The sequence below is a fragment of the Ruminococcus sp. YRD2003 genome (assembly GCA_900109435.1).
Lineage (GTDB): Bacteria > Bacillota > Clostridia > Oscillospirales > Ruminococcaceae > Ruminococcus > Ruminococcus flavefaciens_G.
In genome coordinates this window covers 1-16,889 of record FNZT01000025.1, presented here as the reverse complement: position 1 = coordinate 16,889, position 16,889 = coordinate 1, and the positions used below count along the sequence as shown (strand labels likewise).

15 protein-coding genes are annotated in these 16,889 nt (G+C 47.3%); 14 read left to right on the top strand and 1 reads right to left on the bottom strand.

Features of this window, described 5'->3' with window-relative positions:
* Positions 1–345 precede the first annotated feature (345 nt).
* The 9 genes from BMX22_RS15065 to BMX22_RS15025 all read left to right on the top strand — a co-directional run bounded on the left by BMX22_RS15065 (position 346) and on the right by BMX22_RS15025 (position 8,059).
* Positions 346–1,380 carry a sirohydrochlorin cobaltochelatase gene (locus tag BMX22_RS15065; RefSeq protein WP_074743414.1) on the top strand — a complete coding sequence of 345 codons (1,035 nt, stop codon included), beginning with the start codon at positions 346–348 and terminating at the stop codon, positions 1,378–1,380.
* A 102-nt stretch (positions 1,381–1,482) separates the two neighbouring features.
* On the top strand, positions 1,483–2,412 hold the full coding sequence (locus BMX22_RS15060) for a hypothetical protein (RefSeq protein WP_074743413.1): 930 nt from the start codon (positions 1,483–1,485) through the stop codon (positions 2,410–2,412).
* On the top strand, positions 2,403–3,533 hold the full coding sequence (locus BMX22_RS15055; protein ID WP_074743411.1) for an ABC transporter substrate-binding protein: 1,131 nt from the start codon (positions 2,403–2,405) through the stop codon (positions 3,531–3,533). The genes BMX22_RS15060 and BMX22_RS15055 overlap by 10 nt, the downstream gene beginning before the upstream one ends.
* 8 nt (positions 3,534–3,541) lie before the next feature.
* The gene (locus BMX22_RS15050) at positions 3,542–4,564 is read left to right on the top strand and encodes a FecCD family ABC transporter permease (RefSeq protein WP_074743409.1); all 1,023 of its coding nucleotides are present in this window, start codon (positions 3,542–3,544) and stop codon (positions 4,562–4,564) included.
* Entirely contained in the window at positions 4,565–5,650 is a 1,086-nt protein-coding gene (locus BMX22_RS15045) for an ABC transporter ATP-binding protein (protein ID WP_074743407.1), read from the top strand.
* 26 nt (positions 5,651–5,676) lie between these two features.
* Positions 5,677–5,958 carry a hypothetical protein gene (locus tag BMX22_RS15040; protein ID WP_074743405.1) on the top strand — a complete coding sequence of 94 codons (282 nt, stop codon included), beginning with the start codon at positions 5,677–5,679 and terminating at the stop codon, positions 5,956–5,958.
* 413 nt (positions 5,959–6,371) lie between these two features.
* The gene (locus BMX22_RS15035; protein WP_074743404.1) at positions 6,372–6,671 is read left to right on the top strand and encodes a type II toxin-antitoxin system RelB/DinJ family antitoxin; all 300 of its coding nucleotides are present in this window, start codon (positions 6,372–6,374) and stop codon (positions 6,669–6,671) included.
* Positions 6,661–6,966 carry a type II toxin-antitoxin system RelE/ParE family toxin gene (locus BMX22_RS15030; RefSeq protein WP_074743402.1) on the top strand — a complete coding sequence of 102 codons (306 nt, stop codon included), beginning with the start codon at positions 6,661–6,663 and terminating at the stop codon, positions 6,964–6,966. Before BMX22_RS15035 ends, BMX22_RS15030 begins: the two co-directional genes overlap by 11 nt.
* Before the next feature lie 280 nt (positions 6,967–7,246).
* Positions 7,247–8,059, top strand: coding sequence for a hypothetical protein (locus tag BMX22_RS15025; protein ID WP_074743400.1), 813 nt, complete (start codon positions 7,247–7,249; stop codon positions 8,057–8,059).
* A 61-nt stretch (positions 8,060–8,120) separates the two neighbouring features.
* On the opposite strand, the gene BMX22_RS17000 is transcribed toward BMX22_RS15025, so the two are convergent.
* Complete coding sequence (locus tag BMX22_RS17000; protein ID WP_074743398.1) at positions 8,121–9,263, bottom strand: glycosyl hydrolase family 18 protein; 1,143 nt, start codon at positions 9,261–9,263, stop codon at positions 8,121–8,123.
* Between the two features lie 275 nt (positions 9,264–9,538).
* Here BMX22_RS17000 and BMX22_RS15015 point away from each other — a divergent pair, with 275 nt between their 5' ends.
* The 5 genes from BMX22_RS15015 to BMX22_RS14995 form a co-directional block, all read left to right on the top strand.
* Positions 9,539–11,002, top strand: coding sequence for a TIR domain-containing protein (locus BMX22_RS15015; RefSeq protein ID WP_074743396.1), 1,464 nt, complete (start codon positions 9,539–9,541; stop codon positions 11,000–11,002).
* 5 nt (positions 11,003–11,007) lie between these two features.
* Positions 11,008–12,867, top strand: a complete 1,860-nt coding sequence (locus tag BMX22_RS15010; RefSeq protein WP_074743394.1) for a TIR domain-containing protein — start codon at positions 11,008–11,010, stop codon at positions 12,865–12,867.
* Positions 12,868–12,883: 16 nt separating this feature from the next.
* Positions 12,884–14,479 carry an SPFH domain-containing protein gene (locus BMX22_RS15005; RefSeq protein WP_074743393.1) on the top strand — a complete coding sequence of 532 codons (1,596 nt, stop codon included), beginning with the start codon at positions 12,884–12,886 and terminating at the stop codon, positions 14,477–14,479.
* A gap of 108 nt (positions 14,480–14,587) precedes the next feature.
* Positions 14,588–15,370 (top strand): hypothetical protein, encoded by a 783-nt coding sequence (locus BMX22_RS15000; protein WP_031562523.1) that lies wholly within the window; start codon positions 14,588–14,590, stop codon positions 15,368–15,370.
* Between the two features lie 1,078 nt (positions 15,371–16,448).
* Positions 16,449–16,889, top strand: a 441-nt coding sequence (locus BMX22_RS14995; RefSeq protein WP_143055557.1) for an AAA family ATPase, incomplete at its 3' end; no start/stop codon positions are given.

Here is a 16,889-nt window from a genome sequence, read left to right as displayed (position 1 = left end):
GATCCGTACTGCCTGTAAAACCGGATGGAGTGCATCCCGGATAAACAGCCTACGTGTAAGCAGCTAACTCACAGCTCTGGGGAACAGACTCTCTAAGGAAGCAACCTTGAGGTTCGACTAAGGAAGATCAGAACTTGTTCCTGCTGATTACAGCTATTATATCATGGGTATGTGAATGCCTGTTGATTGTTTGATTAAACCCGGCGGAACTCCGCCGCAGCATTGAAATCTCCATTCGCTACGCTCATTCCGATTTCAATGCTGCTTTACTCAACCGAGCGTGGCAGAGGTTCATTGGGGTGCTCTTTAAACCACCCTAAAATCTATTATACGAGGAAGATCATCATGAAAAAAACAATCGCTTTCATTATTGGACTCAGCTGCATCACTGCTGCTTTTACTTCTTGCGGTGACAGCTCTTCGGAGAGCTCATCTGAAGCAACAACAGCTCCCACAACCACATCTCTCGAAGTTAACACGACCGAATCCGCTTCAACAGAGGCAGCTACTGAGGCTGAGGAAGAAGAGGACGAGGAGAACTACAATACAGGAGACGCTTCTCTCGACAACATCCGCAATCAGGACAATATCGGCGACAACGAGCTTCTCGTGCTCAGCTTCGGCACGAGCTTCAACGACAGTCGCCGCCTCACTATCGGAGCTATCGAAAACTCGCTCGAGGAAGCTTTCCCCGACTACTCAGTCCGCCGCGGATTCACAGCAAACATCATCATCGACCACGTTGAGCGCCGCGACGGCATACACATCGACGACATAGACGAATCCCTCAAGAGAGCCGTTGACAATGGCGTAAAGAACCTCGTAGTTCAGCCGACTCATCTCATGAACGGTATCGAATACGACGAGCTCAGCACCAAGATAGCAAGCTATTCCGATGCCTTCGACAAAGTAGTTATCGGCGAGCCTCTCCTCACGAGCGACGACGACTTCAAGCGTGTTGAGAACGCTATCGTTGACTGGACAAAGGACTATGACGACGGCAAGACAGCTATCTGCTTTATGGGACACGGCACAGAAGCAGAGTCCAACGGAGTTTATGCAAAGATGCAGGAGCTGCTCACAGCTGACGGTCACACTAATTACTTTGTAGGCACAGTTGAGGCTACTCCTTCGTTAGATGACGTTATCGAAAAGGTAAAGGCAGGCGGATACGAAAAGGTAGTTCTCGAGCCTCTCATGGTAGTTGCAGGCGACCACGCCAACAACGATATGGCTGGCGACGAAGAGGACTCATGGAAGTCAGCATTCGAGGCTGAGGGCTTTGAAGTAGAGTGCCTGCTCAGAGGTCTCGGCGAGAACGAAGAGATAAGAAAGATATACGTAGAGCACGCACAGAAGGCAATAGATTCCATCAAGTAAACAGAATATCAGCGGGCGCACGATGTTCGCCCCTACAAAACGGCTATTTTATCCATGTAGGGGCGAACAGTGTTCGCCCGCAAGTTTTATACAGGAGAAAATATGAAGAAGACTATCATAACAATATCGCTCCTCACAGCACTTGCACTCGTTTCCTGCGGAACAGAGAGCACATCATCCGAGCAGCCTGCAACACAGTCAACCACCACTGCTTCAACTACAGAAGCATCGAGCGAACCGACCACAGAATCTGCTTCCGAAGTCACCACCGAGCACGCCACAGCTCCTCAGAACGAGGTCGGCTATGAAGGCATGACTGCGGTAAGTGCGGACGCACTGAACATAGGTAACTACTACATTTCGGTTGATTCGAGTTCATCAATGTTCAAGATAGCTGACTGCATACTCCATGTCGGCGAGGATGGCATGACCGCCGATATAATCATCGACAGCAAGTCCTACGACGCTTTGTTTATGGGAACTGAGGACGAAGCAAAGAATGCGTCGGAGACGATAGGATATACCGTCAATGATGGCGGACAATCAGTATTCACGGTGCCTGTTGAATCCCTCGACAAAGAGGTGCAGTGTGCAGCACTCAGCGCAAAGAAGCAGGAATGGTACGGACGCACACTCGTATTCCGTGCAGATTCACTCCCCGATACAGCTTTCAAGGAACAGAGGTACGCGACCGTTTCCTCACTCAGTCTTGAAGACGGCGAATATACTATCGAAGTTGAGCTTGACGGAGGCTCGGGCAGAGCGACGGTCGAATCACCCGCTAAACTAAGCATCAAGGGCGGAAAAGCCACTGCCGAGATAAAGTGGAGCAGTGATAAATACGACAAAATGGTCGTTCAGGAGCTCGAATACACACCGACGCTCATCGACGGACATTCGGTATTCGAGATACCTGTTATCGGCTTTGACTATAAAATTCCTGTCAGTGCGAATACCACAGCAATGAGCACACCGCACATGATAGAATACACGCTGTACTTTGCCTCATCTTCGATAAAGAAATGCGAATAAAACAGCTGAAATTCATTGCCGCCGCAGTCGGGCTGCTGTTTATCACAGGCTGCGGAAGAGATAATAAAGCCGCCGACCTTGATATAGTCGGCAGTATGGAGCTGAAATACGCTGAGCAGTTCAGCGTTGACTACTGCGAGAATGGCTGCTCCATAGTAAGCATCGCGGACGACAGGTTTCTGATCGTACCTGAGAACGCAAGCGTGCCGGATGACGCTACCGGTATGACCGTGATAAAGCAGCCTGTTGAGAACATCTATGTTGCGGCAAGCTCAGCCATGGATCTTTTTGACGGTATTGGCAAACTTGACGAAGTTGCGATGACCTCAACGGCCGCTAACTGCTGGAGCATACCCAATATACGCGAAGCTGTTGACTCAGGAGAGATCGAATTCATCGGCAAATACAGCTCCCCCGACTATGAATACCTTCTTTCGGAGAACTGTGGACTTGCCGTCGAATCGACGATGATATACCATACACCCGAGGTCAAGGAGCAGCTTGAGGCACTTGGGATACCCGTAATAGTCGAGCGTTCGAGCTATGAGACACACCCGCTCGGACGCATGGAGTGGATAAAGCTGTACGGCCTGCTGACTGGTGACGCCGAAGCTTCAGAGAGAATGTTCGATGAGAAGACGAAGGCGTTCGAGGAACTCTCAGTTCCCGAGATCCCCGATAACGAGCGAAAAACAGTTGCTTTTTTCTATGTAACGTCCAATGGTTATGTCAATATCCGCAAGCCGGCTGATTATGTCGCGAAGATGATAGAGCTTGCGGGCGGACGCTACATTTTCACAGCCGATGACCTCAACATCGACGATAACGCGCTCTCGACAATGAATATACAGACTGAGACCTTCTATGATATCGCGCGCGACGCCGATATCCTGATATACAACAGCACCATTGACGGCGAGCTCGACAGCATTGAGCAGCTTATCGGCAAATGCGGAGTTATCGCCGACTTCAAGGCTGTGAGATCGGGTGATGTCTGGTGTACGGGACAGAATATGTTCCAGCAGACTACCGGTGCCGCAGATATGATATGCGATCTTAACGCTATTTTCACAGATACAGCCGATACGTCTGAACTGGCTTTTCTCCACAAGCTTGAATGAGGTGAGATATGAGTAAAAAGAGAGCACTTCGCTGGAGCATTTGTTTCTCAGCACTGATAATACTTGCGGCTGTTTTTTTTATTCTTGAGCTTATGATCGGAACTGCCGACCTCAATTTTACTGATGTTCTTGACGCATTGACAAGCAGCTCCGAGAGCACCGCACACACTATAGTACGAAATATCCGCCTGCCGCGGGCTATCTCAGCAGCGCTGCTTGGAGGAGCTCTTTCAGTATCGGGATTTCTCCTGCAAAGCTTCTTCAGGAACCCCATAGCCGGTCCCTACGTTCTGGGCATTTCTTCCGGAGCAAAGCTTGCCGTTGCGATCGCCATGATGCTGACGATGAAGTACGGTGTGCTGCTCGGTTCAGCCGAAATGGTCGGGACTGCATTTGTCGGCTCACTGCTCTCAATGGGGGCGATACTGCTCCTTTCGGGGAAGGTGAAGAATATGGCACAGCTCATCATCGCAGGAGTGATGATAGGCTATATATGCTCTGCAGTCACCGAGCTTGTCGTGACCTTTGCCGACGACGCTAATATCGTGAACCTTCACAATTGGTCGCAAGGCAGCTTCTCAGGCATAAGTATGGAGAATGTCAAGGTCATCGCCGCTGTGGTGCTGACGGCTCTTGCGGCTGCTTTCATGCTGTCAAAGCCCATGAGCGCCTATCAGCTCGGCGAGAGTTACGCAAAGAATATGGGCGTGAATATCAGACTTTTCAGACTGGCGCTCATATTGCTATCGAGCATACTTTCAGCCTGCGTTACGGCTTTTGCTGGGCCTGTTTCATTCGTGGGGATAGCCGTGCCTCACCTTGTCAAAACATCCTTCGGCACCGCAAAGCCTATCGTAGTGATACCGTCTTCATTCATCGGAGGAGCAGTGTTTTGTCTGGCCTGTGACCTTGTCGCAAGAATGCTTTTGGCTCCGGTGGAGATAAGTATCAGTACCATAACAGCTGTATTCGGAGCGCCTGTGGTCATTGCCGCGATGCTGAGCAGAAGAGAGCAGAAGGGAAGTGTCTGAATGACTGGTGCGATTCTCAGAACAGAGGAACTTTCTGTAGGATACAGCAGAAAAGTGGTCGTGAGCGGACTTGGATTTGAAGTCAGCAGAGGCGAGGTGCTCACCATTATCGGACCTAACGGCGCCGGAAAATCCACTATACTGAAAACTATCGCTGCTCAACTGCCGCCTCTTTCCGGTGCTGTTTCTCTGGGGGGCTTTGATATAGCGGCAATGAGAGGTCAGGACATAGCCAAGTCTCTTTCGGTCTGCCTGACTGAGCGTATCACAGCAGAAAAAATGACCTGTGAGGACGTAGTTTCGACAGGCCGTTATCCATATACAGGCAGACTCGGTCTGCTTTCGTCCGACGACAGAAGGATAGTCAGGGAGGCTATGGAGCTTACCGGCACTGTCAGCCTTGCCGATACTGATATCCGCTGTATCAGCGACGGGCAGCGGCAGACGGTCATGCTTGCCCGTGCGATTGCACAGCAGCCGGAGGTACTCATTCTCGACGAACCTACATCTTATCTCGATATCAACAACAAGCTGCGTCTGCTCAGCCTGCTGAGAGAGCTCGCCAAAATCAGGAATATCGCCGTTGTACAGACTCTGCACGAGCTCGACCTTGCACAGCGTTTCTCTGACGTGATACTCTGCGTAAAGGACGGTAAAGCTGACAGGTTTGGTGCTCCCGAAGATATCTTCAGCGGAGACTATATAAGTCGGCTATATGGCATAACCAGCGGTACATTTGAGCCGCTCATTGGAACTGCCGAGGCTCTTGGAGCTCAGGGAGAGCCACAGGTCTTCGTCATCGGAGGCGGAGGCTCAGGAATACCAGTTTACAGACGTCTCCAGCGTCAGGGCATACCGTTCGCGGCGGGTGTATTGCACGAAAACGACATCGAGTATCCGATAGCCAAAGCCCTTGCAGCTGTGCTCGTTTCCGAGAAAGCATTTGAGCCGATAAGCGAAAAGAATATTGCACTTGCGCTTGAGATCATTAAAAAATGCAGCGAAGTCATTTGCTGTATCGAAGAGTTTGGGACTATGAATAAGGAAAATAAGATCCTGTTAGATGAATACAAAACTGCCACATAAGCATTATTAAGTGACGTTTTTTTCTTATGATTGAAAAGCGTGAAGCTGAGATAGCGGAGCTGACGCAGAAGATAGAGGATTGCAGGAAGTTCGACGAACTCAGCAAGAAGCGCCGTGACGAGCTGATGTCCACAGCAGAGCTGCTCGACGAGGTGCTGCTCGAGCCGTACATCTCGGATGCGAATTTGCGCCTGCTCGTCCGCAAGATAAACGTCCACGAAAACGAGGACGGCAGCCTCGATGTAACACTTGAATTCAACGGTGATTTCAAGGATACGAGCTCGGTGTGCTTTGAGATCAATGAATAGGTATGAAAATAGCCGTAGGGATAACCCTACGGCTTAATTTTTGGTGCACCTGACAGGAATCGAACCTGCACTCCTTTCAGAAATAGAACCTAAATCTGACGTGTCTGCCAATTTCACCACACCCGCATATTATATTTTGACTGTCGAATTGAACTGCCGACAGTGGACAGTTTTATAAATCCAATGACGTAGCGTGAACGAAAGATACGGCAACGCCATTGGAACAAACGTTCTCTTATTTAACTAAACCCATTATAGCACGTATTTCCGCGGTTGTCAAGTAGTTTTTGAAAAAAAACTGGAATTCCGCGGCGGACTATGTCTTCTAAGGCAAGCCACAAATTTGTGTTGACAATGTATAACAAATGTGATACAATATACATAAACCAACAACGAAAGGACAGGTGAGCTTTATGGCTAAAACTGATACTATCCACATTCGTGTAAACGAAGAAACCAAGAATAACGCCGAGCAGACACTTGCTATGCTTGGACTTACAATTTCAGATGCAGTTAATATGCTTCTCTGTCAGGTCAATCTTACAGGAAGTCTCCCGTTTCAGGTACAGCTTCCTTCACCTCAGAACGTGATAGTCAACAGCAGGGCTGACATCGAAAGAAAGCTCAATGAAGCAGAGCAGGATATAGCTGACGGAAACGTATCTGCCGCTGATGAAGCATTTGCAAGACTGGAGAGCAAATATGCACTATAAGATACTGGTCACTAAGTCCTTTGAGTCGGACCTTGACAGCGTTCTGTTGTACATCGCGGGAACGCTGAAAAACAGAGGTGCAGCAGGCAGCCTGCTTAAAAAGGTCAAAGATAACATAGCTATGCTGGATTCAGCACCGCTTGCATTTCCTGTATATCCTCATATTTCTAAGGTCAGCTATCGTTTTATTCCGGTCGGAAACTACCTGATCTTTTATCATGTTGACGAGGTACAGGAAATCGTGTACATCGACCGTTTCCTCTATTCAGCACGTAATATTGAAACGATATTATGACGCAAATTCATAATGAATGAGAAAGAAGCTCCCTAATTGCTTGGGGAGCTTCTGTCATTTCCCTAAATCATAAATTAGTTTCATGAATTAGAGCTTTTTACAGTTTCGATGCTTTTTGTAGCCTAAGCTACAACTCTTGGAAATGCCGTAGTTTAGGCTACGTTTCGGGGAATTATTGAATATTGATTCTCTCGCGTATCCGTGGTATTATATAATCACGGAAGGGGAAAGCCCCTCAGAAAAATGTTATTAAATCGTAATGATAAAGGAGAAATCAATCATGAAAACAGGTAAGTTCACAGTAATCGCTATCGCTTCTATCCTCGGTGCTATCGCACTGACAGGCTGCGGACGTGCAGTTGAGACATCAAAGGACGCAGGTAAGGTACAGCCCGCAGCACAGACTGTTCAGACCACGGAGGCTGTTCAGACTGACAATGCCGCTGTGACAACAGAGACGGCTGTGACCGCTCCCGCAAAGTCGGCAGAGCAGAACGCAAACGCTGCTGCGCTCAGCAACAACGATGTCATTTCCTACAACGCTGATACAAATACTGCTTCATATACACAGCAGCCCGCAGCTCAGGCTCCCGTTCAGCAGGCTGCTCCCGCATACAAGGCTGCTTCCTCCGCAGAGCAGGCGGCTGCCGACAATGCGATCGCTTACGCGGGCGGTAACGGCAGGATAGTAAGCTCGGAGACTGTCCAGACAAGCGACGGCTCGGCTGCTTATCGCTTCAGTATCATTCCCGTCGACAACGCGAATGCTGCTGCTTGGTACTACATCGCAGGCGAGAACTTCGCTATGACTGAGGGCGAGTGGATCAGCAAAAAGGACAGCCTTGACAAGGAAGAATGGGAGCATTACTATGATTCCGCCGAGCACAGATTCGCATCTGCAAGCCAGCAGGCTGGTCAGAATGCGATCGCTGCTTCTGGTATTGCTGATGGCATGATAGTAAGCTGCGACTTCGTGAACTACGACTACGACAAGCTCCAGTACGCTTTCAAGGTTGGCGTACGCTCCATGAGCGATGCGAACGCTCCTGTCCAGTACTTCATGGCTGGCACGGACTACGCTGAAAAGTGCTGATAACGAATCTCCTTAAATATATATACGCAAAGAAGCTCCCCGAATTCGGGGAGCTTTCGCGCTATCCAACGAGCATTTTTCTCATCATACACATGTCAAACACATCGAGCCTGCCGTCTTCGCACAGGTCGCCTGTCTGCCAGTCAGCGAGTTCCGAATCAGGAGCCGCAAGCAGCCACCTCTGCAACAGCACAAGGTCGGACACATTGAAGCTGCCGTCAGAGTTCACATCTCCTGCGACGGAAGTCTCGCCGCGGAGCGTATCGTTTATCACCTTCAGCAGCGACTTTTCGCCATTTGCATCCTGCGTGAGCTCCCATATCATAATGCCGCCGTAGTTTTTTGCAAGCTCCGCTTTTTTCGCCATTGTGACAGCTCCGTTGTAGGCGATACCGTCGCAGACATCGGTGCTGTAATACTCATCGCCCTTGCTGACAGCATCGGCGAAGGACATATATGAGTTCCAGTCAAGCTCACCGTCAGCGGTGTAGCCTCTGCCGTAGAAAGGCACTCCGAGAACGAGCTTGTCCTTTGGAATCTGCTTCCTTTCGGAGAAGTAGTTGAGGCACTCGACCGAGTATTCATACGAGGCGTGAGACTGTTTGTCCAAATCGTTGTCATAAGCCATAATGTTCACGAAATCGAACAGCGCAAACGTGTCGGGAGTGACCTTCTGCGCGACCCATTGAGCCGTTGCGGTGGACATCTCCATATCACGTTCATCGCAGAGAGCGCGGAGCTCCGTACACCAGTCCCCATAGTAGTCCCATATCTGATGATTTGAGCCCAGCTCGATATCGAGGTCGATGCCGTCGAAGTCGTAGGTTTCGCAGTAGTCCATAATGTTAGCGTTGAAATCGGCACGCTCCTCGGGAGTGCCAATGTGTTGGAGGTAGCCGTCACAGCCTCCTCCGCCTCCGAGAGCGGCGAATACCTCGACATCGTGGCGGTGCGCCTCAGAGACAATGCTTTTCAGCTTCTCATCGGGTATGTAGCAGAACAGCCTGCCGTTTTCGTCGGGATTGCAGAATGCGATGTTGATATGCGTGAGCTCGTTGAGGTCGAGCTCGCTGAATGGCTGATAGTTCCAGTCGGGCAGATAGCCGACTATCCTGTGCGGAGCTTCTCTCTCCGCTGCCGATGAATAAGTTGGTACGGCAAGAACCGCCACGGCAGCAATGGCAATTATCCTGTGTGCTTTCATGCGATTTTCCTCCTTGCGGTTTCTTTATTTCTATTATAAGGCAGGGGTGATACAATTGTCAATACACGGATATATTTGGCAGCTGATTCGGTGAATAATATAGTTTCTGTTTTCCTGTATGTATAATATATGCAGAGTCTTACTATATGTAAATGTTCGACAAATTTACTTGACATATATTGCTGACAATGGTATAATATTTATAATGTATTTGCTACATCAGGGAAATTTTTTATCCTTAATATATTGATTTTTTTATTGCGGGGAGGATAATCATGGCAGTTTATAAATGTAAAATGTGCGGCGGTACGCTTGAGATCGCCGAGGGAATGACCGTTTCTGAGTGCGAATACTGCGGAACTAAACAGACTTTGCCAAAAGCTCAGGACGATGCAACAGCAAATCTTTTCAATCGAGCAAACAATCTGCGATACAAATCTGAATTTGATAAAGCACAGGCTCTGTATGAGAAGCTTGTGACGAATTATCCAGATGATTCAGAAAGCTACTGGGGTCTTGTTCTTTGTAAATATGGTATTGAATACGTGGAAGATCCTGCTACGCTTAAAAAGATTCCAACCTGTCACAGAACTCAGCTCGAACCCGTACAGACCGATCCTGACTATCTCGCTGCACTTGAACACGCTGACTTTATGCAGCGTGCGGTCTATGAACAAGAAGCAGCTGAGATTGACCGCATACAGAAGGATATCCTTGCTATTGCACAGAACGAAGCTCCTTTCGATGTTTTCATCTGCTACAAGGAGACCGATGCTGACGGAAAACGTACGCAAGATTCAGTTATTGCCAACGATATTTACTATCAGCTCACACAGGAAGGCTTCAAGGTCTTTTATGCAGCTATAACGCTGGAGGATAAACTTGGACAGGCTTATGAACCGTATATTTATGCGGCTCTTCACTCCGCAAAGGTAATGCTCGTACTCGGAACTAAACCCGAATATTTCGATGCTGTATGGGTGCAGAATGAGTGGAGCAGGTATCTAAAGATAGTTCGTGAGGACAGGAGCAAACTGATCATCCCGTGTTACAGGGATATGGATGCATATGAGCTTCCTGAGGAATTCGCTCATTTGCAGGCTCAGGATATGTCAAAGATAGGTTTTATCAATGATGTTATCCGAGGTATCAAGAAGGTCCTGACGGTTGACAAGTCTGAAAAAGAAAAAAATACTTCTTCGTTTCAAGGGGCGATTCAGGGTCAATCGCATTTAGAAGTTGCTCCTCTCTTAAAAAGAGTGGAACTCTTCTTGGAAGATGGTGAATTTGACCGTGCTGACGATTTTTGTGAGCAGGTATTAAATATTGAACCAACCAACGCAGATGCCTATCTTTTCAAGTTGATGATAGAGTTTAAATGCGCATCCAAAGATTCATTATCAAATCTAAATCAGCCGATACATGATAGTAAAAATTATGCTAAAGTCTTACGTTTTGGTAATGATGAACAAAAGAACACCGTACAGAATGCTGACTCTGCTATTCAAGACCGATTAAAAAAGGCTGAAGAAACAGCAAGACGAAAAAAAGAAGAAGAAACAGCAAAACAAGAAAAAGAAGCGGCGGCTATTTTGAACGACGAAAATATTGATGAATACATTGACGTAGTTTGTCCATATTGTGGCGGCGAATTATCATTTATGAAATGGCAAATATATGAGAAAACTCTATCATGTCCAATGTGCTACAGAGAATTCATTTGTAATAAGGAGATATAAAAACAATGGCAGTTTATAAATGTAAAATGTGCGGCGGTACACTTGAGATCGCCGAGGGAATGACCGTTTGCGAGTGCGATTACTGTGGTACCAAGCAGACGCTCCCTAAAACCGACAACGAACAGAACCTTAATATGTTCAACCGCGCTAACCACTTCCGCCAGCAGTGCGAATTCGACAAGGCGGCAGAAATATACGAGAAAATGGCGAACCGCTCTGAGGACGACGCCGAGCTTTACTGGTCGATAGTGCTGTGCAGATACGGTATCGAATACGTCGATGACCCGCTCACGAAAAAGAAGATACCCACCTGCCACCGTACACAGTTCCGCTCGATCCTCGATGACCCTGACTATCAGACAGCTCTTGAACATGCGGATATGCTCCAGCGAGGCGTCTATGAGAGCGAAGCCGCTTACATCGACAAGGTGCAGAAGGGGATACTTGAAATATCCAACAAGGAACAGCCATTCGACGTTTTCATCTGTTACAAGGAGACCGACGAAAACGGCAGACGTACTCCCGATTCCGTACTCGCACAGGAATTGTATTACGGGCTCACGCAGGAGGGCTTTAAGGTCTTTTTCTCGCGTATCACACTCGAATCCAAGCTCGGAACTGAGTATGAGCCATACATATTCGCGGCACTGAACAGCTCTAAGGTCATGGTAGTAGTGGGCACAAAGCCGGAGTATTTCAATGCTGTATGGGTCCGTAACGAGTGGTCACGCTATCTCATGCTCATGCAGGAGGACCGCAGCCGCACCATTATCCCTGCGTATAAGGATATGGACCCCTATGACCTGCCGGACGCCCTTTCAATGTTTCAGGCACAGGATATGTCAAAGCTGGGCTTTATGCAGGACCTGATACGCGGCATTCGCAAGCTTGCGGCTGCTGAAGCTCCTGTAAAAGAAGTCCAAAAGGTCGAGGTCGCTGTTCCTGCAAATGCAAACGTTGAGAACCTCATAAAGCGCGGCAAGCTCGCGTTAGAGGATAAGGAATGGGAAAAGGCAGACGATTTCTTCGAGCAGGTGCTCAATGAAAACGTCGAGGAACCTCGTGCATACGTTGGCAAGCTAATGGCTCAGCTCAACATCTGCACGGAGGAGGATTTCTGTTCCCTCGAAGTTGATTTCAGTGAATACGATAACTACAAAAAAGCTTACAGATTTGCTGATGATAATTACAGGGAGAAAATATCATCGTATCTTAACACTGCTCTCTCTAACAAAAACAGAGCTTTGTACGAACAAGGTCTCGGGCTTTTAGGCAATGCTAAGAGCTTTGACGATTTTTTGAATTGCCGTGCAGTATTTGAAAGCCTTGATCCCATTGACGGAAAGGATGCATCCATCCAAGAGTGTAATGAAAAGATGTATGGCATTATAATTGACAGACTGGAAAATGCATATAGTGATATAGATGTTAAATGGGCTAAATCGGCAAGCGATAATCTTTCAGGCTACTATGACCTTTCAGATTTTGAGATAAAATACAACTCCAAACTTGAAGAGATAACTAAAAATGAAGGACTTTATCAGCAGGCTGCATCATTACTTAAAAATGGTAATACAGAAGAATTTGGAAAAGCAATCGATATACTTGAAAGCATTATTTCGTACAGGGATAGTTCTGAGATCGTTAGGATCAATAAACAACGCTACATAAAAAAAGTGCGCACAGAAGAGTATGAGAAAAAACTGGATACCATAAATGAAGAACGTAAGAGTCTGTATGAGGAGAACAGTTCATTAGGATTGTTTGCAGGAAAGCGTAAAAAGGAAATTGAATCAAGATTGCGTGAGCTTTATAATATGGAAGAAGAACTGAACAGCGAATACTCAGATGTCGCTCATGCGTAAAAAGGAGTGCATTATTATGAGCAAGCATACAATAAAATGCCCTACCTGCGGCAGAATGACTGAGCTTTCAGACGGGCTTTTCAAGTCGATGCCCGATACATATACCTGTCCCATGTGCAGCACCGTCATCGACGTTGCTAAGGCTGCCGCGATGAGTGCGGAAAGCAAAAAGGGAGTTATCTCCGTCATCAAGTATGAGGGCGACAATAATACATTCATCTGGAAACACCCTCTTGAGGACTTCAACATCGGCTCGCAGCTCATCGTCCACGAGTCGCAGGAGGCGGTTTTCTTCCGCAACGGTCAGATGCTTGACCGGTTTTCAGCCGGAAATCATACTCTTATCACTGAAAATATACCTATAATCAGAAAGCTGATCGCGCATGAGATAAATGCTGATACGCCTTTCCACTGTGAGGTCTATTTCATAAATAAGACTGTTCAGATGGGTGTGAAATGGGGAACTCCCGACAAGGTGCGCTTCATCGACCCGCTAACGGGCGTTCCGCTTGAAATAGGCGCTTGCGGCGAGATGAACCTTGCTGTCAGCGATCCGGAAAAGCTGCTTCTGAAAGTCGTGGGAACTATGTCCGGCATATCATGGAATGCCGACAGCAGCGGATTTACAAAGTCGCTGCAGCTTGCGTTCCGTCCGCTTATTTCCAACGCTGTCAAGACTAATCTCCCTGCTGTTATCAGGCAGAACGATATCGACCTCCTCGAGATAGATGAGAGACTTGATCTTGTATCGGCATCTCTCAGGGATAAGATACTTCCCGGTTTTGAGGAGTATGGTCTGACGATACCGCAATTCTACGTTACAAGCATTCTTCTTCCCGAGGACGACCCTAATTTCAAACGTATCCGTGAGCTGCATACCGTAACATTGCAGCAGAGAATGCTTCAGGCTCAGGCAAGCGTGAAAATAGCCGAAGCCCAGAATGAGACTCTCTACCGCACCGAGCAGGAAAAGAGCAAGGCAGCGATCGAGGCTGCACGCCGCGAAGCTGAATTGCAGCGTCAGCTCACTGAGACTGAAATAGCCAAACGCGAAGCTGAGCGTCGTATCATTGAGGCTCAGGCGGAAGCTACTTCACAGCGTGTACAGGGTCTTACCGAGGCGGAGATAATGCGCGCCAAGGGCTACGATCAGAAAGACGTATTGCAGGCAGAAGTTCAGAAGGCATATGCCGAGGGACTCGGTAATATGACTATAAACGGCGGAGCAGGCGGTGTTATGGGCGATATGCTCGGCATGGGCATAGGTCTTGCAGCGGCTAAGAATATAGCTCCGCAGTTTGGCAATATGTTCGGAGGCACGGAGACAGCGCCATTTTCCGGAAGTGTTCCTGCTGTTCAGCCGGCAGCAGACCAGTGGCAGTGCAGCTGCGGCAATGCGGCTACGGGAATGTTCTGCAATAACTGCGGAAGTCCCAAACCCGCTCCGCCCGCAACGTGGGACTGTCCATGCGGCAACAGGGGCGTTATCGGCAACTTCTGTAATATCTGTGGAGCGAAGCGCCCCGAAGCTCCTTCGGCGTGGGACTGCTCATGCGGAAATAAAGGTATAGTAGGCAACTTCTGCAATAACTGCGGTGCGAAGAAGCCGTGATTTCAGGCTTGAAATGATTTGTTAAGCCTTGACAAACACACAATATCATGTTATAATGCTGGCAGTGAGTAATATGAACGCAAGCAAGTGAGATTACAAGGAAGACGTATGGAACATCTATTAGTAAGCCACTGGCATAAGAATACGAGATACGAAATACAGAGCATAAACGACACTGAGTACATCGTTCCCTGCGAATACGGCGCGGTGTATGATCCGATAAAGAGCGAAAATGAAATGATGACTGACGCTCTTAATCTCGGCAAGTACCTGACTGAAAACGACCTCGGACAGAACGAAATGGTGCTGGACTTCGTTCACAAATACGGTCTGCTTGGTATCATGCCCGACATTGCAGGCTCAGATATAGGTAAAAATGAGCGTGTCATCGTACACGATAATATCTTCACCGAGAGCGGTATAGTTGATGTGAACGAATTTGCAAAGACTTTCTTTCCTCTCGATAACATCGACATAATGTCTAAATCCAACCAAAAAGGCAAACTGAGACTGTACTACCGCAGTCCGATATACTCGACAATGTTCCTGCGAAAGTACAGATACTGCGAACCTCTTGAATGGGTAAAGAAATACTTTAAGTACCTATACAGCTTCATGATATGTAAGGAATCAAAGTTGACAGAGTTCATACCTCCTCGCTTGACCTACAAGATAGACGATAGAAATGGTCTGAACTTGCTGTGCGAGTACGATTCGCTCAAGGCAATGATCGACCTCGCCTTCGCAAAAGCAGTAACCGATGATAAGAAGCCGCTCCGCACCTGCAAGCACTGCGGAAAGCTGTTCTATGCAGCCGACATACGCAGCGAGTTCTGCTCTGCGAGATGCAGAAACCAATATAACGTATATAAATCAAGAGCAAAGCATTAACGCTTTGCTCTTTTTGTTTCAAAAAATTTTTGAGGAGACCTTGACAAATAAAAATAGTGTGCTATAATATAATCGGGAACAAGTAATAGTATATATGATATATAATATTACAAATTAATTTGAATCAGAGCAGAGTTAAATTAGTAACGCTGCTCATTCTTCTCTAAATTGTGTAATATGATATGTGATATAACATATTACAAGTGGATGATACAAAGAGGTGACCTGAAATGAACAAATAAAAACCAAAAAGTAACTTGAAAATTGAATATGGGATCAGGAGTTACGTTGTTTCCGATGGTGGGGCGGTGAGCCGTACCAGCCCAGAGATGCGCGATGACCTCGAAAGAGCGAGCGATAACATCTCTGGTTTCACATAGCGCAGATGTGAAGTAAGCGATGAAAGTCGGGAACGGATACTTACACTCAGCCACAGTCCGAGCGTGATAAAACCGTCGCAGGCAATGGGAGTGTGCCGGGGCAGCCGAGCATTTAGGTTGTCTATGAGTCCGATGTGCAGTCGGGCGACTCCTGATTCGTCAGGCATAGTGCGGCGGATACTGCTGTTCAAAACAGTGTGTCTGCTATGCTGGGACGTACTATGTCCTGATGCGTTCGTGATCTGCAGCCTTAAATAATAGTCAAAAACATACCAAAATGCAATAAGGATACTGCTCCCACATTTTTATTCCGAAACGCTTATTTTTACCCTAAAAACATTCAAAACTGTCATAGTAACAGTTTTGAGTTGAAATGTCTGCAAATCTCTATTCTATGGGCAGTGCAGCTGTTTTTATAGATTGTTGAGAAAAGGTCAGTTCTCATAAAAATCAATTTGTGTTTCGGAAAACGTTTCAGAGCGGTCAAAAACTTATGCAAAAACAGGTCGATTTGCAAAAAGGATACTGCTCCCACATTTTTCACTTGTGTAGAGCAGAAATCCGCCTGACACAGCACACACAAATAGTTCGTGCGAGCAGTTGCCCGTAACGAAAAAAGCTGTCGGCTGTGTTCCGATAAAAAAGAAGGAGATGATTTTATAGGAAACGAATTAACGATCTACAACAGCGAGTACATAATGACAACTCCGCTGGAAAAACAGGAGTACATCATCTACAAAATGCTGTACCCGGGACTGTATATCCTTGCAGGCGCACCGAAGATAGGCAAGTCGTGGTTAGCATTGGACTTATGTTTGTCTGTCGCTAACGGCGAGCAGTTCCTCAAACATGATACAAATATTGGTCAGGTATTGTATCTGAGTCTCGAGGACAACCTCCTGCGCTTGCAGAACAGGATATACGATCTCACAGATGAACCTTGTGAGAACTTGAACTTCGCAATAGAAGCGCAGTCAATAGGCAACGGTCTTGAGGAAGAACTTGAAAAGAGTAAGCAGGAGCTTCCGAATCTGAAAGTGATTGTTATTGATACACTTCAGAAAGTAAGGTGCAACACAGATGTCAACTATGGCTCAGACTACAAAGAGCTCTCTGTACTGAAAGCGCTTGCGGACAAG

Coding starts and splice junctions, on each gene's coding strand:
- BMX22_RS15065 (WP_074743414.1), top strand. CDS start 346: ATGAAAAAAACAATCGCTTTCATTATTGGACTCAGCTGCATCACTGCT.
- BMX22_RS15060 (WP_074743413.1), top strand. CDS start 1,483: ATGAAGAAGACTATCATAACAATATCGCTCCTCACAGCACTTGCACTC.
- BMX22_RS15055 (WP_074743411.1), top strand. CDS start 2,403: ATGCGAATAAAACAGCTGAAATTCATTGCCGCCGCAGTCGGGCTGCTG.
- BMX22_RS15050 (WP_074743409.1), top strand. CDS start 3,542: ATGAGTAAAAAGAGAGCACTTCGCTGGAGCATTTGTTTCTCAGCACTG.
- BMX22_RS15045 (WP_074743407.1), top strand. CDS start 4,565: ATGACTGGTGCGATTCTCAGAACAGAGGAACTTTCTGTAGGATACAGC.
- BMX22_RS15040 (WP_074743405.1), top strand. CDS start 5,677: ATGATTGAAAAGCGTGAAGCTGAGATAGCGGAGCTGACGCAGAAGATA.
- BMX22_RS15035 (WP_074743404.1), top strand. CDS start 6,372: ATGGCTAAAACTGATACTATCCACATTCGTGTAAACGAAGAAACCAAG.
- BMX22_RS15030 (WP_074743402.1), top strand. CDS start 6,661: ATGCACTATAAGATACTGGTCACTAAGTCCTTTGAGTCGGACCTTGAC.
- BMX22_RS15025 (WP_074743400.1), top strand. CDS start 7,247: ATGAAAACAGGTAAGTTCACAGTAATCGCTATCGCTTCTATCCTCGGT.
- BMX22_RS17000 (WP_074743398.1), bottom strand. CDS start 9,263: ATGAAAGCACACAGGATAATTGCCATTGCTGCCGTGGCGGTTCTTGCC.
- BMX22_RS15015 (WP_074743396.1), top strand. CDS start 9,539: ATGGCAGTTTATAAATGTAAAATGTGCGGCGGTACGCTTGAGATCGCC.
- BMX22_RS15010 (WP_074743394.1), top strand. CDS start 11,008: ATGGCAGTTTATAAATGTAAAATGTGCGGCGGTACACTTGAGATCGCC.
- BMX22_RS15005 (WP_074743393.1), top strand. CDS start 12,884: ATGAGCAAGCATACAATAAAATGCCCTACCTGCGGCAGAATGACTGAG.
- BMX22_RS15000 (WP_031562523.1), top strand. CDS start 14,588: ATGGAACATCTATTAGTAAGCCACTGGCATAAGAATACGAGATACGAA.